Origin of the sequence: Postechiella marina (genome assembly GCF_039538365.1) — a bacterium.
GTDB lineage: Bacteria > Bacteroidota > Bacteroidia > Flavobacteriales > Flavobacteriaceae > Postechiella > Postechiella marina.
In genome coordinates, this window is the sequence record NZ_BAABCA010000004.1 from 402,962 (window position 1) to 424,744 (window position 21,783).

Below are 21,783 nucleotides of genomic sequence, written 5' to 3' on the forward strand. Positions count from 1 at the left end.
AAATTATATTACAGTGAAAATTTCACTTTCTGGCAACCTAGATTTTGGTGTTTTTTCAGTTGAATTGAAATCTGAATCAGCATGATATCCTAAAGACACAGCAACTAAAGAAGTGTATCCTTTTTCTCTTAATCCGAATTCTTCATCTAAAGCTTTTACATCAATACCTTCCATTGGTGTAGCATCAATACCTAAACTAGCAACACCTAATAAAAAGCTACCAATGTTAAGGTATACTTGCTTTTCCATCCAATGCTGTTGGTCTTTTAAATCGTATTTATGAATACCAGCAAATGTTTTTACAGCACCTAAAAATCCGTTTTTAATATCTTCATTTGGGAATCTTCCATCTTTATCTTCGGTATCTGCAATATGTTGGTAATATGCATCATCTGCATCTGTTTTTACACAAAATAAAACTACAGCTGAAGCATTGGTTACTTTAGGTTCGTTAAAACTGAAAAAACCTTGTGTTCCTTTTGCAACGCGTGCTTTACCTTCTGTAGTTTCCGCAACTATAAAGTGCCAAGGTTGCAGGTTAACACTAGAAGGACTCATTCTTAACAAGTTTTTGATTTCAGCCATATCTGCTTCAGATATTTTTTTGGTTGCATCGTATTCCTTAGTTGTGTATCTCCAGTTTAAAATTTCTTTTAAATTCATTTTTATGTTTTTTTTGAGCTGATTAATAATTACTCTGCAAAGGTATATACACACACATCTTTTTTTAGTGTACAAAAAAAGGTAATACAAGTACAAAAAGAGGTTATTTATGGGTTTTTTCTTAAAATTTTCATAAAATGGGTAAAAATAACGGTTTTTTCACGCTTAAACATACATTAACTAAATGTTAAACCTTTATTAATACAAGATTTATTCTGTTAAAATTTCTTAAAAAATGGTGTTTGTTTTATTTTTAACTGTATCTCTCTCAAAAAAAAAGCAGCAATAAAATTGCTGCTTAACTATTTGTTTGAATTGAAAACATTAATCGATCCAAATCGATTTTGTGTTTACAAACTCTTTAATTCCGTAGCCAGATAATTCTCTTCCGTAGCCACTATTTTTAATACCACCAAACGGTAATCTTGGATCTGAAGCGACCAGTTTATTCACAAAACTACTACCTGCTTCTAGTTGTAGAGCCACTTTTTCGCCTCGTTCTTTATTGCTTGTAATGACGCCAGAACCTAATCCGAATTGTGAATTATTAGCCAATGCAATTGCTTCAGCTTCATCTTTAGCCTTAATAACAGAAGCAACAGGACCAAATAATTCGTTATCAAAACCTTCCATTCCTGGTTTTAAATCGGCTAAAATAGTTGCAGGATAATAAGCGCCTTTTCTGTCTGGAATAACACCTCCCAACACTAATTTTCCGCCTTGCTTTATGGTTTTTTGAACTTGTTCGTGCAACTCATCTCTAAGATCTTTTCTGGCCATAGGACCATAATATGCATCCTCGTCTGTTGGTTCTCCCATTTTGGCAGCTTTCATTTTCTTAGTATAACTTTCTAAAAAAGCATCGTAAATATCTTCTAAAACCACAAAACGTTTTGCAGCAATACAAGTTTGTCCGTTATTTTGTAAACGACCTAACGTTGCTAAGTCGGTAGCCTTTTCAATATCTGCATCTTCTAGAATTACGTAAGCATCGCTACCACCTAATTCCATAACTGTTTTCTTTAAATTCTGACCAGCAATTGAAGCCACAGAGCGTCCAGCAGGATCGCTTCCTGTTAAAGTAACTGCTACAATATTTTTATCTTCTATAACATCTTTTACATGTTTAGCGCTCAGGTTTAAATTAGTAAAAGCACCTTCTGGGAAACCTGCTTTATTAAAAGCGTCCTCCAAAGCAAACGCACAACCTTGCACGTTTGATGCGTGTTTTAAAACACCTGTGTTACCTGCCATTAAAGCTGGTGCAGCAAAACGAATAACTTGATAGAACGGGAAATTCCAAGGCATTACAGCTAGAACAACTCCGATAGGTTGAAACGTAACGTAGCTTTTAGAAGCTTCGGTGGCAACGGTTTGGTTTGCTAACAAATCTTTGGTATTATCGGCATAATAACGACAAATCCATGCACATTTTTCGATTTCTTTTCGAGATTGCCCAATGGTTTTACCCATTTCTGTGGTGGCTAATTGTGCGTATTCTTCTTTATTTTCATCTAAAACATCGGCTAACTTATGCATTAAAGTTGCGCGTTCTTCTAAAGATTTATGCTTCCAAGTTTGATATGCTTTATTTGAAGTTTCAATTTTACTTATTGCTGTTTCTACTGTAATTCTATCGTATTCGGCAACCTTTTCATCGGTTGCAGGATTTATAATGATTGTCTTTTCCATAATTTATTTTTTACTATTTTCAGTATATTCTTTTAAAAGAACATTTAATATTTTGTGATTTAACGAGTAATCTACAGGAAGCTCGATAACCTGAACACCTTTAGCATTTAAAGCGGTTTGTAGGATATTTTTAAAATCTTCAACCGATGTTGGTCTGTAACCTGTTGCTCCATAACTTTCGGCATATTTTACAAAATCTGGGTTACCATAATCTAATCCGTATTTTTCAAATCCGTCGCCTTCTTGCTTCCATTCAATCATTCCGTAGGCATTATCTCTAAGAATAATTACCACCAAATCTAATTGTAATCGAGTTGCAGTTTCCAACTCTTGAGAATTCATCATAAATCCGCCATCTCCATTTACAGAAATCACTTTTTTATTTGGGTTTAATTCTTTAACCATAATGGCAGACGCTAATCCTGCTCCCATGGTTGCCAATGCGTTATCTAACAACAAACTGTTTTGCTGGTAAGCTGGATAATTTCGCGCAAACCAAATTTTATAAACGCCATTATCTAAAGTCACAACACCATCTTTTGGTAAAATATCTCTTGTAATTTTAACTAGACGCTGTGGCAAAATAGGAAAGCGATCGTCGTTTTCATATTTCGCTAAATGAGACGAAACATTGGCTTTAATATCCATAAAACAATCTGTATTCCAACTATTTGCATTGGGTTTCAAGGCTTCTGTAAAAGCTTCAATTGAATGTGCAATGTCTCCAATAACGTTTAAATGCGGAAAATAAACCTCGTCAATTTCAGCTGGAAAGAAATTTACATGAATCACTTTTCGATTATCTGAAACATGCATGAAAAATGGTGGTTTTTCAATGGTATCGTGACCAACGTTTATTATTAAATCGGCTTTATCAATCGCTTCATGTAAAAAATCGTTTGCAGATAAAGCAGCAGTTCCAAGATATAACGGATTTTCTTCATTTATAATTCCTTTTCCCATTTGGGTGTTAAAAAATGGAATGCCAATTGTGTCGACAAACTGAGTTAATGCATGACTTGCACGCTTTCGGTTCGCTCCTGCTCCAATTAAAATTAAAGGTTGTTTGGCTTTATTAATTAAAGAAACCGCTTCGTTTACAACCTCTTGATTTACGTTTGGAATTTTGTAATCTACAACATCAAAAATGCTTGGATTATCGACTTCCTCTTTGGCAATATCTTCGGGTAATTCTATGTGAACTGCGCCTGGTCTTTCCTCTTGAGCCAACCTAAACGACTCGCGAACTATAGACGGAATGTGTGCGCCATGTGTAACTTGTTTAGAGTATTTGGTAAGTGGCTGCATCATTTCGACCACATCAATAATTTGAAACTTCCCTTGTTTACTGGTTTTAATTGGTTTTTGACCTGTAATAACCACCAATGGCATCGCACCTAATTGTGCATACGCAGTTGGTGTTACCAAGTTTGTAGCACCAGGGCCTAAGGTAGATAAGCAAACGCCTGGTTTTCCTGTTAGTCTGCCATAAGTGGCTGCCATGAAACCAGCACCTTGCTCGTGACGTGTTAACACGAATTTTATTTTATCGGATTTTCTAATGGATTCCAGAAAGTCTAAATTTTCTTCTCCTGGAAGTCCAAAAATATATTCGACACCTTCATTTTCGAGTGCCTTTATAAAAAGATCTGTTGTTTTCATTCTAGTTATTTAGTATTATCTTATATGAAGTTAGAGCAAATTATTTTGCTAAAACATTGAGGAGTACTTGTAGGTAGTTCTCTAAAGATAAGGAAATTAAAAAGTTCTGTAAAATTAAGGCTTAATAGATTGGTAGTGCCTTAAAGCTTTGCTAAGAAATTCTTAAATATTAGTTAATCCACCTAAAAGTTAGATTTATTCTAGGCTGAATTGGTTTTTGGGTTTTAGGAATTTTGTGTTTCCAGTGTTGCTGAGTAGCCGCTTGCATGAGTAATAAACTACCATGAGCTAACGGAATATCGACACGATTTAAATCTTTACGCGATACGTGTTTTAATTGAAAAGGTCTTGTTGCTCCAAAGGTTACTGATGCAATTACCGAGTTTTTGCGTTGTTCGCCTTTACAATCTTGATGCCAATCTACACTATCTTTTCCGTCGCGATAATAATTGAGTAAACAACGTGTAAATTTGATGTCGACTTCTTTTTCAATTCTGTTTTTTATGAAAAGTAAATCGGCATTCCATAGATGCATTTTACTTTTAGTTTCGGTGTATGTTATATCTTTTTCAACATCGCCAAACCAAGCGGTTAATCTTGGATAATCAATTAATTTACCATGAATAATAATTTGTTCTTGTTGCCAAGGTGTATTTTCTAGTAAACTTTTATATAACGTATTGCTTTCTTCTATGCTCAAGAAATTTTCGAATAAAATAACATCTGCTCCTGGTAAATCGTATACTGTTTTACGGACTTCTTCTGTTGAAAATAAATCTGGTTGATTGAATGCTTTCATTTTAATTCACCTTTTTTATAAACATCTTTTAAAAAGAAAAAAAACATAACCAAAATAAAGAAAGCGAAAGGCAACGAAGTGATAATTAACAAGCGTTGTACAGCTTCTAATACATTAATATTGGCTTTAATATTACCTAAAAGGATTAAAGCAATGGTTGCTAATAAAATGAAAACAGACCAAATAACACGATGTGTTTTGTTTGGATTTTTAGAACCTTTATCTGTAAACATACTTAAAACAAATACAGCAGAATCGACTGAAGTGATTAAAAAACTAATTAATAAAAATATAGAAGTAACATTTAAAACTGTAGCAAATGGATACTGTTCGAAAAACACAAAAATAGATGAGAATACATTCCCAAATTCGTTGTTATATGTTCCCCAAGTTTCAATTAAATTGAATGCTGAAGTTCCAAAAACCGAAAACCAAAAGAAGGTTCCGATAGACGGAATAATTAACACGCCTAATAATAATTGCCTTATTGTTCTTCCTTTAGAAATACGTGCAATAAAAATGCCTGTAAAAGGTGCCCAAGCCAACCAAAATGCCCAATAATAAAAGGTCCAACCGGTTAAAAACTCTAAACCAGGATTGTAATCTCCAAGTGCTAAACTGATTGGAATAAAGTCGATAATATAGTGATAGGTTGCAGTTATAAAAGATACTAAAATCTCTTTGGTATCGCTAGTAAAAAAGATAAAGAGTAAAATTATTAGAGTAACAATAATATTTAATTTTGAAAATATTTTTATGCCCTTATTTACACCTTGCCAAGCAGAATAACAAGCAATTGTTGATATTAAAACACACAGAATAATGGTAGTAGTTATCCCAAAATCAGCATTAAACACATGATTTAATCCACCATTAATTTGTGTAGTCCCTAATCCAATTGCTGCTATTAGTCCAAAAACGGTTGTAATAATAGTTATAACATCTACGCTATTTTTAACACCTTTATTTGATAAATAATCTTCTATTGTAGCGCTAATTCTCACTTTCTTTTTCTTTACGTGTAAAGCATAACCAACCACAACAGCAAAAAGCCCGTAAAATGCCCAAGCTGTAATTCCCCATTGGTAAAACGTAAATTCCAGCGCAAGCGTTTCATTAGATAAATTGGATATAAAAGGTGGATTTTGTTGCATAAAAACAGGCTCCTGTACTGCTCTTAACAAAATACCAGAGCCCATTCCTGCGCTGTATAACATGGCAATCCAAGACCAAAGTGAGTATTCTGGTTTGGTGTTTGGCTTACCTAGTTTTAATTTTCCGTATTTAGAAAAAGCAACTAATAACAATGCTAAAACACAACCAAAACCTAAGTACAAATAGAAATATCCAAAATAATTTCTAACCCATAATGAAGCGGTTTCAATAGCATTATAACTTGCCTCTGTAGCAAAAAACACAGTGAAACTACAAGCAAAAATGATGCTTATAGAAAGAGTTAAAATGGTATGTTTTTTAATGAATTTTAAAATCAATAAATACAATTTTATACAAAAATAGACATTACGAACTTAATTCTACCCCAGACACCATAAGTTTTAAGGTATATAAAATGGATAGTTATGTATTTTAAAAGGTTTTAGCATCGAATTAACAGCTGTTAAGCAAATATTTCTCTAAATTTGTTCTTAATTATCCATAAAACATACCATTATGCAAGTATTAGAAGCTCACAAACCTTTTGAAATACAAGAAATAAAATTAACAGACTGGAAACAACGTCCTGTTAAAAACAATTTCTTTGAGTTGGTTTTAATACAAGATGGAGAAGGCACACAGTGCATAAACTATAACGATTACCATTACACAAAGAACAGTATCTTTTTATTACCGCCTTTAAAATGTCATTCTTTTACAATTGAAAAACCAACACGTTTTGTGTTTTTAAAATTTACAGATACGTTTTTTAAAAATGCAAATAGAATAAATATTGATAGAAACGAATGGTTTAAAGAAGCCTCTTATATACTATCCAATTACAACCAATTGCCCGGAGATATTATTAAAAATGAAATAGACAGAAGCCATTTAACAAGTTTAGTAACTATGATTTTACAAGAATCTAGAAACTATGTCGACAACTCCATAAACCTTGTTACCAGCTTAATGACTAGCGTTTTAGAGTTGCTAATAAGAAACATAAAAAAAAGTAGTTATTACGAAGTGCCAAACCATAGCAACGACGACAGAATAACAAAAATGCTAACTTATATTAACGAAAATATTGATAAAACCGAATTGCTTAAAGTTGAAAATTTAGCCAATGTTTTTATGATGTCTTCTACTTATGTAAGTGAGTTTTTTAAAAAACAAGTAAACATGTCTCTGCGAGAATATATTATTAAAGCCAAACTTAAATTGGTTGAAATTCGCTTATTAAATTCTGATTTTACTTTAACTCAAATTGCAGATGAATTGGGTTTTACAGATGTAAGCCATTTATCTAAAACCTTTAAACGTTATGCAGGAACTTCTATACGAGAATTTAAAAATAACGGTGAATATATGATGCTAAAACGTGGTAGCTGCTCACCAGCTATTAGGCTTTAGGGTATTTATTCCATCCTTCTAAATTGGTTATCGGCTAGATATTTTTATTAAAAGCATTTTATGCTTAAATAAAAATATTAGCAGCTTATAACTTTAATTACTTCTAAAAAAGCATAAACCTTTGTTAAAAAAAGAATGAACGTTCATTTTTATTATATCTTTGTACCAGAATAATAAGGATATGGCAAAACTTCAAAAAAGTATAGATAAGCGAAATGCATTAATTAAAGCGACTATCGAGTTAGTAAACAACAACGGTTTTCATGCTACACCAATGAGTAAAATAGCAAAAATGGCTAAGGTTTCTCCTGCCACTATATATCTATATTTTGATAACAAACAAGATCTTGTTAATAAAACTTATGTTGAAGTAAAATCAGAATACACAAAATATGCCTTTGCAACTTATACAAAAGACATGCCCATAAAAGAAGGCTTCGAGTTAATTTGGAAACGCATTGCAGATTTTAAGCTTAAAGAGTGCGAAAACGCTATGTTTCTAGCACAATGCGATAACACTCCAATGATAGACGAGCCAAGTAGACAAGAAGGCATTAAGCACTTACAACCCCTACTCGACCTTTGGGCTCGAGGAAAAAAAGAAGGCATTATAAAACCAATGTCAGATTATTTGTTATACGCATACGCCATAAATCCTTTATCATTTTTAATGATATCACAAAAACGTGGTGCTTTTACACTAGACAAATCGCATATAGAAGAGGCTTACCAATCGGCTTGGAACAGTATAAAAGTATGTCAATAACATGAAAAAAACAGCTATTATATTAGGTGCCTCTGGCTTAACAGGTGGTTTATTATTAGAGCAACTCATAAAAGACGAGCGTTACGATAGCATTAAGCTATTTTCTCGTTCTAAAATTGAAGGATTACCTTCAAAAGTTACACAACATATTGGAGATTTACTCAAATTAGAACAATTTAAAGCGGATTTTACAGCAGACCAGGTATTTTGCTGCATTGGTACAACTAAAGCAAAAACACCCGATAAAGATTTATACAAAAAAATTGATTATGGTATTCCTGTTGCTGCAGCAAAACTAGCTAAGGCTAACGCTATTGATACTTTTTTAGTAATATCTGCTTTAGGAGCCAACGCCAAAAGTAATGTGTTTTATAACAAAACTAAAGGCGAAATGGAACGCGATGTTTTAAAACAGAACATAAAAAAAACTTTTATTCTTCAACCGTCTTTAATTGGTGGAGAACGCAAAGAAACTCGCACTCTAGAAGATATTGGAAAAACCATTTTTAAGGTAATTGAACCTTTGTTCTTCGGGAAATTAAAACAATATAAAATTACAGACCCTAAAAGTATGGCGCACGCCATGATTAACCTAGCAAATAGAATAAGTTATTCTGAAGTTTTTATTACATCAAACGATATAAAAAGAATTACAAAAAACAACTAAAAATCATATGGAATTATTAGATAAATTAAATTGGAGATATGCTACTAAAGCAATGAATGGCGAAAAAGTAGCCGAAGATAAAATTGAACGTATTTTAGAAGCTGCACGCTTAGCTCCAACATCTTCTGGCTTACAACCTTTTGAAATTTTTGTTGTAAAAAATCAAGATATTAAAGAACAAATTAAACCTATTGCATGGAACCAATCGGTAATAACAGACTGCTCTCACCTTTTAGTTTTTGCCGCTTGGGACCATTATACTCCAGAGCGTATTAATTACATGTTCGACTTAACCAACGACATTCGTGGTTTTAAAAACGAAGGATGGGAAAATTACCGTCAAATGTTGTTAGGTATGTATCCGCAAAAAGATCCAGAAGAAAACTTTATTCACGCATCAAAACAAGCTTATATCGCTTTTACAGAAGCTATTACAGCTGCTGCTTTTGAAGGTGTAGATGCAACGCCCCTTGAAGGTTTTGAACCTGATGCTGTAGATAAAATATTAAACCTACGCGAAAAAGGATTGCGTAGTGCTGTATTATTACCTCTTGGATATAGAAAAACAGAAGAAGATTGGCTAGTAAACCTTGTTAAGGTTAGAAAACCAATGGAAGATTTAATAACTATTATAGAATAGTAAAACACAAATTAGAACGAAAAAGAATAAAAAAAGAAAAGAAAATGAACAATTTTGATTTTAAAAACCCTACCAAAATTATTTTTGGAAAGGATACGATAGAACAATTAAAAAATGAAATTCCTACTGATGCTAAAGTTTTATTACTTTACGGTGGCGGAAGTATTAAGAAAAACGGTATTTACGATCAAGTAAAAATTGCTTTAGCAAATGTTAATGTTGTTGAGTTTGGAGGCATTCCTGCTAACCCAGAATACGCCATATTAATGAACGCCTTAAAGGTTATAAAAGATGAAAACATTACATATTTATTAGCTGTTGGAGGCGGTTCTGTTATAGATGGCACTAAATTTTTATCTGCTGCTGCTGTTTTTGAAGGAGACACGCCTTGGGATATTTTAACCAAGAAAATAAGAACTGAAAAAGGTATGCCTTTCGGAACTGTTTTAACATTACCTGCTACAGGGTCTGAAATGAATTCTGGAGCAGTAATTACACGTGAAGAAACTAAGGAAAAGCTTGCCATGGGCGGACCAGGATTATTTCCTGTGTTTTCAATTTTAGATCCACAGGTTATTACCTCAATACCTCAACGCCAATTAGCAAACGGATTAACCGATGCCTTTACACACGTTTTAGAGCAGTACATGACCTATCCTGTTGGTGCCTTATTACAAGACCGTTTTGCAGAAAGTATTTTACAAACTTTAGTTGAAGTTGCTCCAACGGTTTTAAAAGACCCAACAAATTACCAAGCAGCGTCTAACTTTATGTGGAGTTGTACTATGGCTTTAAACGGACTAATTCAAAAAGGTGTACCTGGAGATTGGGCAATCCATATGATGGGTCACGAGTTAACCGCTTTATTTGGAATAGATCACGCACGTACTTTAGCAGTAATTGCACCAAGTCATTACAAGTATAATTTTGAAGCTAAAAAAGAAAAATTAGCACAATATGGTGAACGTGTTTGGAATATTACTGAAGGCAGTACAGACGATAAAGCCTATGAAGCTATAGCTAAAACCGAAGCGTTTTTCCATAAACTAGGTATTGATACTAAATTATCTGATTACACTAAAGATTACGAAGGTACTGCCGAAGAAGTTGAAAAACGTTTTAAAGATCGTGGTTGGAAATTAGGAGAGCGCCAAGCTCTACTACCAGAAGACGCTAAGAAAATTGTAAGAATGTCTTATTAGGTATAAATGAAATTAGTAAAAACTATAGCCTTAGCGCTAACTGTTATTACAGCTTCAAGTTGTAAAGACAAAACAAACAACACAACTTCTAAAACCGCTTTAGAAAAAAAAATAGAAAACAATAAAGAAAAAGATATGAACGTATTATTTGTATTAACATCTCACGATAAATTAGGAGATACAGGAAAGAAAACAGGATTTTGGGTAGAAGAATTCGCAAATCCATATTACACATTATTAGATAAAGGCGCAAAAATCACTATTGCAACACCAAATGGTGGAGCTGCACCAATAGACCCAAGTAGCGATTCGCCAGACGCTGCCACAGAAGATACTGAGCGTTACAATAAAGATGAAAAAACAAAAGCATTAATTGCTAACACACACAAGTTAGCAGATATAAATGCAGACGATTTTGATGCTGTGTTTTACCCTGGAGGTCATGGACCATTATGGGATTTAGCAAACGATGAAACGTCAATTGCTTTAATCGAAAAATTTAATGCTCAAGAGAAGCCTGTAGCATTTGTATGCCATGCTCCTGCTGCTTTAAAAGCTGTAAAAGGAACAGACGGACAGCCTTTAGTAAAAGGTAAAAAAGTAACAGGATTTACTAACTCTGAAGAAGCTGCTGTTGGTTTAACAGACGTTGTTCCGTTTCTAGTTGAAGACATGTTAAACGAAAATGGAGGAATCTACTCTAAAAAAGAAGACTGGGCAGCTTACGCTATTCAAGATGGTAACTTAATTACTGGACAAAACCCAGCATCGTCTGAGTTAGTTGCACAGAAACTATTAGAGCGTTTAAAATAACACCCTTTTTATTAATAGCAGAAAGCCTGTAAAACAACTTGTTTTACAGGCTTTTATATTTTATATATTCTTTTTAAGAGTTAAGTAATAAACTTAATTAATATGCATCATAAAGAGAAATAATATCTAAGCTAGATTTTAAACTTTCTATATCTACCGCTTTTTTTCCTATAAAATTAATGGCATATTTTTTATTTGGTAAAACATCAAAATAATTGTTAGAAAATCGCCCTTCTATAGCTGTTTGCAATCGCACATTTTTTGCTAAAACATTTGCCTCTATTTCTACAACTACATTATTATTAGCATCTTTTATTACAGTATAGCTAATGTCTGGTTTACTTAATTTTAATTTATTTGGTACTACATCATAATATACTGTTTCATCTAATACAGATTGATTTATATCCTCTATCTCTGCAAATAAAAACGTATTATGAGCTTCTTTTTTTCTAATCCAAGAACTCATTTTATCGGTAAAATAAATAGCACTTGTATTAGCATTTATAACAATAGGCACTTCTATTTGATTATAAACTTCACCAGTAAAATCAATAGTTTTTAAACGCAAAATTACTGGTTTTTCTTTTAAATCATCAGAAGCAATATGCAATTCAATTTTATCTTCATTATTAAAAAACATCATTTTAATAGGCTTATAAAGCTCTTTTACAGCATAATGCGATGCTTTCCATGTACCGTAATAATCTATCGTAGACCAAGAAGCTACTGGCCAACAATCGTTTATTTGCCAATAAAGAGATCCCATACAGTATGGCATATTTCGCCTATGCGCTTCAATTGCTATTTTCATGCCCTTGGCTTGTAATAACTGACTTACATACAAAAAGGATTCAAAATCTTTAGGTGTTCTATACCATGATTTCATGTAACGCTCTATACTTTTATTCCCTATTGAAGAACGTTGATGCGATTTCATAACATCGGAATAAATATTCCAATCGTCTTCTTCTGCATATTTTTTAACAGAACTAAATTCTGGGAAAGATTGAAACCCATATTCTGACATAAATCGAGGAATATATTCTTCAAAAGTAGAAAACGGTTCGCCTTGTCCCCAAACCCCCCAATAATGGTAATCTCCCGCTGTTAAAGTAGCATCTTCTCCTCTAGCAGATGTTGGTGACGATGCCCAATAAAATGTGTCATTATCAAACTCCTCAACGACCTCTGGCAGCACATTATGAAACACATCTTGGTAAGCTTTCCAAACTTTATCTACAATGTCTTGCCCTTGAGTATTTAAGGTTTGCGGAATCCACCCCCAATTTTTCCAAGCAGTTAAATTTTCGTTATTTCCACACCAAAGCGCAATACTTGTATGGTTGCGCAAACGTTTTACATTGTATTCTGCTTCGGCTTTAACGTTTTCTAAAAAATCTTCATCTCCAGGATACATAGCACAAGCAAACATAAAATCTTGCCAAACTAAAATACCGTATTTATCACATAAATTATAAAATATATCTTTTTCATAAATACCTCCTCCCCAAACACGAATCATGTTAAAATTAGCATCTACCATGTTTTTAACCATAGTTTCATAATCACCAATAGAAATACGATTTAAAAACACATCTTGCGGAATGTAATTGGCTCCTTTCATAAAAACAGGATGTCCATTTAATTCAAAATAAAAACTCTTGCCTATGCTATCCTTTTCCTGAACAACTTTTAGTGTTTTTAACCCTATTTTGTTGGTGTTTATAGCTAGTAAGTCTTCTTTGTCCTTTAACTCGACATCTATTTTATATAATTTTTGATTACCTAAACCATTAGTCCACCACAACTCAGGATTATTAATATTAAACGGTAAATTAATTCTATTCTCTCCTTTTTTTAAGGCTATTTCTTTATGAGTAGTTAAAACAGAATCGACTTTTACATTTACAAATGCTATAAAATCATGTGTAGCTACTACGCTTAATTGTGCTGTTAACACTGCATTTGTTTTGGTTATTTTACGCTGTTTTAAATAAACATCTTTTATAGTGGCCATATTATAGGCTGATACTTCTATATCTTGCCAAATACCACTAGATACTAACCGAGGTCCCCAATCCCATCCAAAATGATACCCAGGTTTTCTACTAAAAACTGCCACTTGTTTTTTACCCAAACCGCCATTCTCAGATTGGTCGTTAACAGCATTAGGCAATGTATAACCTAAAGCCTTTCGCTTTTTTAATCCTATTTTTATAGGCGAATCGAAAACAATTCTTAATTTATTCTTACCTTTTTTTAATACCGATTTACAATTAATTGTTTTACCAACAAACATATTATCTGTATTTAAAACTAAAGAATCGTTTAAATAAATATGAGCATAAGTATCTAAACCTTTAAAATTTAACTCGACTATTTCTTTATCTAAAATAGATTTGTCTACATAAAAAACTGTTTTATACTCCCAGTCTTTTTTATCTATCCATTGTTGTTGTTTTTCGTTTAATCTATAAAAAGGATCTTCTATAATACCATTAGCTAGTAAATCTGTATGCACTGTACCAGGCACTTCTGCTTTTAACCATAATGTGTCTTTGCTAGATTTAAATTGCCAATTAGCTTCTATTTTTTTTGAAATAAAATGGGGTGTTTGATCGCATGATATCAAACTTATAATTATTAATAACAAACCTAAGTATTTATTTTTTTTACCCATCATTTTATAAAAACCTTCTTATTACTTAAATATCGTTTTAAAATAAAAAAACACCAGCAAACTATACATGCACTGGCGTTTTTAAATCACTACAACTAACTTAATTTTTCACAAATCGCTTTATAATTTTTTGATTTAATTTGTTTTCTATGGAGACCAAATACATTCCTGATTTTATATCTGACACATTTATTGATGTACTATTTGATGTTTTAACTAATTGCCCAGTTACACTAAAAACAGACATATTTACACCATTTAAAACTGCTTGATTTCCTTTTACTTTAAGCACATCGCTTACAGGATTTGGATACACTTCAAAGTACGTATCTTGTAAACGGTTAGATGATAACGTTGATGTAGTTATTGCTGAGTAGGCATTATAATCTGAATCTGGTAAAGCCTGTAGTTTAACTTCATAAACATTCCCATCTGCAATAGTTATTTCTGATGCTCCGCTTCCATATACTCCAGAAAAGGTGTAAGATGTTCCGCTAGAGTAACCCCATTCTACCCAAATATCAGATCCATCTGCTCCAACAATAGCAACATTAAAACCTCCTGTAGCTGCTGCATCTGCATCCCAAGTTAAAGTGAATTCGTTTGGGGCGTTTTGAGAGATCATTAACCCAGTGGGTGCAGCAGGTTCTGCAGGAGCATTTATAGATTCTGAAATATAATTATCGCCATAATCGCCATCTACACTTGGTGTATCGTCTGGCGTAGATTGCACGGTAAAAGTATAATGGTTTCCATCGGTCATGGTTGTACTCGAACTCCCACTGTTATTTGTTACCAAACCTGAGAAGGTATACGACGTTTGATCGCCAGCAATAGATGCTATGTACCCTAAATTATTTCCGTTGGTATTATCGTTTAAATACACATTAAAACCTGCGGTATTTGCACCTGTATTCCAATTTAAAACAAACACATTTGATGTAGAATTATCTATTGTTAAATTTGTTATTGGGTCTGCATCTTGAGCAAAAGACAAACTAGACACTAAGAATAAGCTAAAAACTGAAAGCCATTTTAATGTTGCTAATTTTAATGATTTGTATTGAGTAATTTTGTGGTGCATATTTTATTTAGTTTAAGAGATTATTAATTACAGTAAAGGTAACTTTGGTAAAAATGCCTTTATGACTAAATAATGCTGAATACTTATTACTTTATGAATTTATAAACCAATTAATTACAAATAATAATGCTTAAAAACAGACTAAAAAAGTATACATACCTCTTTTATTTGAGCTGATTAAAATGATATTTAAAAAAAACGTACTCGTATTTATTTAAAATATTCAAATAAATACAAGTACGCCTTAACTGAAAACTAAATTTCTTATTTAGTCCTTACTTTTTAACCTTATACCCTTGTAAAGACAACATTTTAGTTGCGTAACGCTTTCCTAATTCGCGCACACCTGCCGAATTAAAGTGTAACTCATCACTTTTAACACCACAGCCTTTAGAAGAAATTACATGAGCTGTTGGTATGGTTTTAGGTAGTTTATTTATAATAGGATTCATACTTGCGCACATACCATTTTGTGCTTCGTGTACCACCTCTCCAGAAAGTAAAGGCACATCGTTTGCATTTAAAGATAAATCTGCAAGGATATTATTGTATACTTTTTGAACATATCTTGGCCAGTTTACATCGTCTTGATTTGCCTCTCCTTGATGTAATAAAATCCCTTTTATAACACCACTTTTTTGAGCTATTTTAGCTAAATTAATAAGATGTCCATAAGGGTTTCCTCTGTAAGATGCTATTTTATCTGTAAACCAAGATTGCTTGGTAGTAGCATTAAAATCTTGATATAAATCTTTATCAAACAATCTAATATCGCAACCGCCTACAGCTACTGGCACAACGCCAACTTTTATCTTTTTAGGTAAATTTTCTACCATCGTCCTACCAAAATAATCGGCAGGAGAAAGACCTGTATTACAGTGAAACATAGGCGGTAAAGCAGAATACCATCTATTTTCATTTTTACCTAAACTACCACAATCTAAAGATTGCAATACTTTAAAACGGTGGTTTGCTTTTAAATCTTGTGGCTCTATTGCAGCAGAACCTTCCATGTTAGATTGCCCAATACATAAGTAAATATGCATGTTTGGATCGAATTTTAAATTTTCGCCTTCGGAATCGTTTAAATTTACAATTGAAGTTGCGTAAGCATTTTGATTATCGTCTGGTAAAGCCTGAACTCTTGCTATATAAACTCCATCTGGTTTTATAGTTAAATCTTCAGTTTGCTTGCCTTCAAACGTAAAACTATTTACATCCTTACCTAACGTTTTTAAATATACATTACCACTATTTTTTGCAGGGTCTTCAATATAAACATTAGTAGCCTGGCTTGCATTTAAACCATTATCCCAGGTTAATGTAAAACCGTTGTTATTTATTCTAGAAACTTGTATATTATATGGCGCATTAGGTTCTGGCAAAGAACTCGCAACCTTAATACCTTGTAAATCCAACATTTTAAGCGCGTAACGTTTTCCTAATTCGCGCACACCAGCCGAATTAAAATGTACATTATCATCTCTTACCTCGCAACCTTTTGAAGAAATGACATGAGCTGTAGAAATAGTTTTTGGCAGCTTATCTATAATTTTATTCATGCTAGCACATTTACCTCCTTGATCTTCGTGCGCCAATTCGCCAACAAGCAAAGGCACTTCGCTTTTATTTAAAGACAAATCGTTTAACATGTTATTATAAATGGTTTTAACATAGGCTGGCCAATTCGTATCGTCTTGATTGGTTTCGCCTTGATGCAGTAAAATCCCTTTAATAATGCCATCTTTTTGAGCTTGTTTTGCTAATTCTATAAAACGTTTATATGGGTTTGCGCCATAGGCATTAATTTTATCTTGAAACCATTGTTCTGGGTAAGTATTTGTATAATCTTGCCATTTGTCTTTATCGAACAACCTAATATCGCTACCACCAATAGCCACATTTATCACACCTACAGTAACCGCTTTAGGCAAGTTTTCAACCATAGTTCTACCAAAATAATCGGCAGGAGAAAGTCCGGTCCAACATTGGCTTAATGGAGGTATTGCAATAGTCCATTGCCCTTGTTTTCTTCCTAAATCAGAACAATCCATAGGTGCTAAAACTTTAAACCTATCGTTTCCTGTTTTATCTTGAACTTCTATAGCTGCAGAACCTTCCATATTAGACTGTCCAAAACATAAGTAAATATGAAAATTTGGATCTTGAGCAAATACATTAAGGGTACTCATACCTATACAAAACACTAAAACAAGTTCCTTTATAAATTTTATTTTCATCATAATATTTTAATCTATTGATACATATACAACACCAAAAAGCAGAACACTATTAACACCACAGACCACACTCTAAAGTTTTTGTAAAATGGCACGCCTTCAAGCTCTTTGGTTTCTTCGTGATAAATCTTTTTTGTCCAAATTAATTCTTCAATTTGAGAAGTTTCATCTGGTTTAGAAAGTAAACTCACAATGGTTATAATAACCGCACTAAAAGCAAAATAAAAAGGCACTTTAAGTAAGAAATGAATATCGCCTAACAATTCAAAATCAAAAGCAACCTTAGCAACTATAGTAGCCACAGCAGCAAAAGCACCACCCATTAACCCCCAAAATGCGCCATGTTTATTTATACGTTTCCAGAAAACGCCTAAAAAGAATACTGCCACAACTGGAGGTGCAATATAGGTTAGCATTTCTTGATAGTATTTTAATAACGAATCGAATTTAGACACAAAAGGCACCCAAGCCACAGCTAAAATTAACACGATTACCGACACAATTTTACCCACATATACTTGCTCTTTTTGAGAAGGTTCTTTTTTAAACTTTGTATAAAAATCCATTGTAAATAATGTGGCTACCGAATTTAACAGCGCACTTAATGTAGATGTTAAAGCAGCAACCATAGCAGCTAACATTAAGCCTAATAAACCTGTTGGCATAAGCTCGATAACTAACTTAGGATACACCATATCGTTTTTAGGTAAATCTGGAAATAAATGCTTCCCTATTACTGCTGGAAAAATAATGATGAAGATTAACGACACCGTTAAAAAACCAACTAAAAGAATTCCTTTTCTACCGTGGTCTATAGATTTTGCGGTTAATACACGCTGTACCAAAACTTGATTATTTCCCCAGAAATAAAACCCAAGAATAGGTATTCCTACTATCATACCGAGCCAAGGCACCGAAGAATCGTCCATTGGGCGAATTAATTTCATCATGTAATCGCCTTCTAAAAGTAATGTCTTTAAATAATCTAATCCGCCATTATTCATAGCCAAAAAGGTTAAAATAAAAGTACCTACTAGTAAAAGAATACCTTGAATAAGATCGACTTTTATGGCTGCCGACAACCCTCCAGGAATAGTATATGCTGCAACAATAACAGCAAAAATTACCGATAATTCCATAATAGACATGGTTGGAAACACCAATTTCATTAATAAAGACGCTGCGTACAATGCACCTGCTGCATCTAAAAATGTAGAGCCCATTAATGTTATAAACGAGAAGTAGTATCGCGAGCGTTTATCGAAACGTCTTTCTAAAAACTCTGGAATAGTAAAAATGCCCGATTTTATATAAAACGGTAAAAAGAACATGGCAAAAAATACCATAACCAATACCGAAACCAAATCGTAATTAAAAACAGCAATTCCGGTAGAATATGCGTCGCCACTTTTACCAATTAATGTTGTACTAGAAATACTTGCTGCAAACAATGAAAACCCAATAATTGGCCATGTCATGTTTCGACCTGCAAGAAAATAATCGCTTGTAGAATCGCTTCCTTTTTTAGATGATTTGATACCAAACCATACAATAAAAATAAAGTACACAACGAGTACCGTAATATCTACAACACCTAAATTATAATCCATAATATTTTTGAGAAACCTTTACAGGTTTTATTTAATTAAAATTGTACTTATAAAAACAACACTGTTATTTTTAACCTCAACAGTTAAATTGTTTGCTTTTGAATTGACACGCTTTGTTACCACCGGGAAACCATCGCTATTAACAGGTCTATTATTTTCTGAATATTCATACACATACAATGGTGTATTATTAGAAAACATTTTAGTAGACAAACCTATTGTTTTTACGGTATTAGATTGATTAACTAAAGCCACCGTAACATCTTTTTCTTTTAAAGTTGCTACAGCACGAACACTATCGTTAACCACAGAAAAATCAGGTTGATAAACGTTAGATTCTGGAGGAAACAAATTACAAAGCAAGGTCCATGAATACGCCCAAGGTCGTGGTATTTTATCTGCTTCTAAATTACCAAATTCTTCAGCCAAAATATTCCACATGCCCCATTTTTTAAGCTGACTTTTTTCGCCTAAATCGCCAACAGTATGCATGGCATCATCTAAATCCCAAGCAATAGCACCACCAACTCCTGCTAGCATACTTTGTATGGCAGCATCTGCCATGTCTACGCCATAAAAATAATCGTAAACAAACATAGAAGAATCATCTGGTCCAGCAAATTTATCGGCTTTACCTCTATTGGTATTTTCTTCTTTTAAAGCACCACTGTATTTCATCCCTAATTCACCTAAAACCAAAGGCTTATTAGTTTTATTTATTTCTGAAGTAAACGGTTTTAAGTAAGGAATAAATTTTCCGGTTCTAATTAAGTCTTGATCTGCATAAATATGAAAATCGTACAAACCTGTAATAGTATCTAAATCTTTTACCGTTGAGTATACCCAGTCGTGCGCTTTTTTTGGATGCTTAGGATGATCCCACTGCGTAACTGCATCTGGACCAGAAAGCGACACATACTTGTTTAAACCAGCCTTTTTTATAGCTTGATCTAGTTGAATGTATCCTACTTTCCATTGTTCCCAATCGCCATCGGTTGATGCCCAATAACCATTAGGCTCGTTTACCAAATTGTAATATTTAATGCAGGTATATCCTTTTTTAACAATTAAATGTTCAAGATATTTTACAATCATATTGGTCCAACGTACATCGTCTGCTCGCTCAATTTCTGGAATAGTTTCATCTAAATTCCATAAACCAGGAGCACCCCACTCTCCAAAAAGCACCTTTATATTTCTAGATTGGCAATAATCTAAAAGTTTATAAAGGCTTTTTATTTCTTCAGTATTAAAATCTAAAATAGGTTCGCCTTTTTTATCTAAACCTTTGTAATAACGCCATGTAGAAACATCCATAACTCTAATAATATGCGGATTTACAAAATCGACACGTTTATAGAGTTCATTCCATTTTTCGTCGGTCATTAAAAAACCCCATTCGGCATCGGGAGCATCTGCATGCGGATACGCAGACCATTGCACACCATGGCCAATAAAAGGATTATTTATTTTACCGCTTTCGCTGAAAGAAATGTGGATATCTACGTTTTTGTTCTCTTTGGATTTAGCACAATATTGCAAGGATAAACCCATAAAAAACAAACAGCCATAAACTAAAATATGTAGGTGCTTTTTAATCATATTATTTTTTTAATTCTTCTAAAAGATCTGTTATACTGCAAGTTGCTAAACCAATATATTTATCGGCAGCACCGTAATATACATACAAAGTATCGTCTATAATTACGTTTCCTGTTGGAAAAACACAACCTTTATAATAACCTTCTATTTCGTAATCGTGCTCTGGTTCCATAATCCAATTATCTAAACGCCCAATAACCTTTGTTGGATCGTTTAAATCTAGAAGCGCTGCACCTGCACGGTAATACCCAAGGCCACCATTTTCTACACCATGATAAATAATTAACCAACCATCTTTAGTTTTTAAAGGCGGTGTACTACCTCCTACTTTTTCTTCCCAAGTATCTTTTTTACCTGCAATTAAAAGTGTACTAGGCTCTTCCCAAACCAATAAATCGTCTGTAAAGCGAATCCAAATAGCAGGCTTATCGGTTCCGTATTCTTCTCCAATCCATTCTTTTGGTCTGTGAAGCATGGCAAATTTTCCATTAATTTTTTCTGGAAAAAGAATGACATCTCTATCATCTAAATTAGAGCTTGTAATTCTACCTAAACGTTTAAATGTTTTTAAATCTTTAGATAAAGCTAAACCAGAGTTTGCTACATTTTTTTTAATAACATGCGGTGTATCTTCTCCAGATTCTGGTAATAAAATAACATCGTGAGCAAATTTCCAGTATTGTCCCGGAGGAAATGGCCTGTATGCATAAGTAACATAAAACTCGTCTCCAAATTTTGCAATTCTAGGATCTTCTACACCTCCCATATCTGGACCATCTACACTTGGCGAAAATACAGGCTCGTTAGACATACGTGTAAAATTAATACCATCTGTACTTTCTGCTAAACCGAATCTTATATAGTGCTCTTCATCATCTCCTGCTGCTCTATAAAGCATTGAAAACTTTCCGTTTTCGTACCAAACACCAGGATTACATACCACAATGTTTTCCCATTGGTTGTCTGGATTTGGACTAAAAATAGGGTTATTTGCGTGCTTTTCTAATCGTAACAATCCTGTTTTGTTTTTTTCAATAGTATTCATTCTATATTTTATTTACTAAAGTTTTATATCTTTTTTAATCTCGAAAA

The 21,783-nt window shown here is 33.2% G+C and carries 17 protein-coding genes; 6 read left to right on the forward strand and 11 right to left on the reverse strand.

The genetic code is table 11. The features are described from left to right. Window positions 1-3: 3 nt before the first annotated feature. From nfsB to ABD715_RS11100, 5 genes are all read right to left on the reverse strand, one after another. A complete protein-coding gene (gene nfsB, locus ABD715_RS11080; RefSeq protein WP_344788291.1) occupies window positions 4-663 on the reverse strand; it encodes an oxygen-insensitive NAD(P)H nitroreductase in 660 nt (219 codons plus the stop codon). Between the two features lie 324 nt (window positions 664-987). Then, window positions 988-2,355, reverse strand: coding sequence for an NAD-dependent succinate-semialdehyde dehydrogenase (locus tag ABD715_RS11085; protein WP_344788292.1), 1,368 nt, complete (start codon window positions 2,353-2,355; stop codon window positions 988-990). Between the two features lie 3 nt (window positions 2,356-2,358). Then, on the reverse strand, window positions 2,359-4,017 hold the full coding sequence (locus tag ABD715_RS11090; protein ID WP_344788293.1) for an acetolactate synthase large subunit: 1,659 nt from the start codon (window positions 4,015-4,017) through the stop codon (window positions 2,359-2,361). Window positions 4,018-4,186: 169 nt separating this feature from the next. Next, a complete protein-coding gene (locus ABD715_RS11095; RefSeq protein WP_344788294.1) occupies window positions 4,187-4,816 on the reverse strand; it encodes an alpha-ketoglutarate-dependent dioxygenase AlkB family protein in 630 nt (209 codons plus the stop codon). Further along, window positions 4,813-6,309, reverse strand: coding sequence for a BCCT family transporter (locus ABD715_RS11100; protein ID WP_344788295.1), 1,497 nt, complete (start codon window positions 6,307-6,309; stop codon window positions 4,813-4,815). The genes ABD715_RS11095 and ABD715_RS11100 overlap by 4 nt, the downstream gene beginning before the upstream one ends. A gap of 178 nt (window positions 6,310-6,487) precedes the next feature. Here ABD715_RS11100 and ABD715_RS11105 point away from each other — a divergent pair, with 178 nt between their 5' ends. The 6 genes from ABD715_RS11105 (at window position 6,488) to ABD715_RS11130 (ending at window position 11,472) form a co-directional block, all read left to right on the forward strand. Then, window positions 6,488-7,384, forward strand: a complete 897-nt coding sequence (locus ABD715_RS11105; protein WP_344788296.1) for an AraC family transcriptional regulator — start codon at window positions 6,488-6,490, stop codon at window positions 7,382-7,384. A 181-nt stretch (window positions 7,385-7,565) separates the two neighbouring features. Then, window positions 7,566-8,150 (forward strand): TetR/AcrR family transcriptional regulator, encoded by a 585-nt coding sequence (locus ABD715_RS11110; RefSeq protein WP_344788297.1) that lies wholly within the window; start codon window positions 7,566-7,568, stop codon window positions 8,148-8,150. A gap of 1 nt (window position 8,151) precedes the next feature. Then, window positions 8,152-8,817 carry an NAD(P)H-binding protein gene (locus tag ABD715_RS11115; protein WP_344788298.1) on the forward strand — a complete coding sequence of 222 codons (666 nt, stop codon included), beginning with the start codon at window positions 8,152-8,154 and terminating at the stop codon, window positions 8,815-8,817. A 7-nt stretch (window positions 8,818-8,824) separates the two neighbouring features. Then, complete coding sequence (locus tag ABD715_RS11120; protein WP_344788299.1) at window positions 8,825-9,457, forward strand: NAD(P)H-dependent oxidoreductase; 633 nt, start codon at window positions 8,825-8,827, stop codon at window positions 9,455-9,457. Between the two features lie 44 nt (window positions 9,458-9,501). After that, complete coding sequence (locus ABD715_RS11125) at window positions 9,502-10,659, forward strand: iron-containing alcohol dehydrogenase (protein WP_344788300.1); 1,158 nt, start codon at window positions 9,502-9,504, stop codon at window positions 10,657-10,659. 6 nt (window positions 10,660-10,665) lie between these two features. Then, on the forward strand, window positions 10,666-11,472 hold the full coding sequence (locus tag ABD715_RS11130; RefSeq protein WP_344788301.1) for a type 1 glutamine amidotransferase domain-containing protein: 807 nt from the start codon (window positions 10,666-10,668) through the stop codon (window positions 11,470-11,472). A gap of 97 nt (window positions 11,473-11,569) precedes the next feature. Here the strand turns inward: ABD715_RS11130 and ABD715_RS11135 are convergent, their stop codons facing one another. From ABD715_RS11135 to ABD715_RS11160, 6 genes are all read right to left on the reverse strand, one after another. Beyond that, complete coding sequence (locus ABD715_RS11135; protein ID WP_344788302.1) at window positions 11,570-14,158, reverse strand: beta-mannosidase; 2,589 nt, start codon at window positions 14,156-14,158, stop codon at window positions 11,570-11,572. 97 nt (window positions 14,159-14,255) lie between these two features. Further along, window positions 14,256-15,239: a T9SS type A sorting domain-containing protein gene (locus ABD715_RS11140; protein WP_344788304.1), complete on the reverse strand. Its 984-nt coding sequence runs from the start codon at window positions 15,237-15,239 to the stop codon at window positions 14,256-14,258. A gap of 275 nt (window positions 15,240-15,514) precedes the next feature. Continuing rightward, window positions 15,515-17,482, reverse strand: a complete 1,968-nt coding sequence (locus tag ABD715_RS11145; protein ID WP_344788305.1) for a sialate O-acetylesterase — start codon at window positions 17,480-17,482, stop codon at window positions 15,515-15,517. An 11-nt stretch (window positions 17,483-17,493) separates the two neighbouring features. Then, window positions 17,494-19,089 (reverse strand): sodium:solute symporter, encoded by a 1,596-nt coding sequence (locus ABD715_RS11150; protein WP_344788306.1) that lies wholly within the window; start codon window positions 19,087-19,089, stop codon window positions 17,494-17,496. A gap of 27 nt (window positions 19,090-19,116) precedes the next feature. Next, window positions 19,117-20,691, reverse strand: coding sequence for a hypothetical protein (locus ABD715_RS11155; protein ID WP_344788307.1), 1,575 nt, complete (start codon window positions 20,689-20,691; stop codon window positions 19,117-19,119). A 1-nt stretch (window position 20,692) separates the two neighbouring features. After that, window positions 20,693-21,736 (reverse strand): glycoside hydrolase family 130 protein, encoded by a 1,044-nt coding sequence (locus tag ABD715_RS11160; RefSeq protein WP_344788308.1) that lies wholly within the window; start codon window positions 21,734-21,736, stop codon window positions 20,693-20,695. Between the last annotated feature and the right edge of the window lie 47 nt (window positions 21,737-21,783).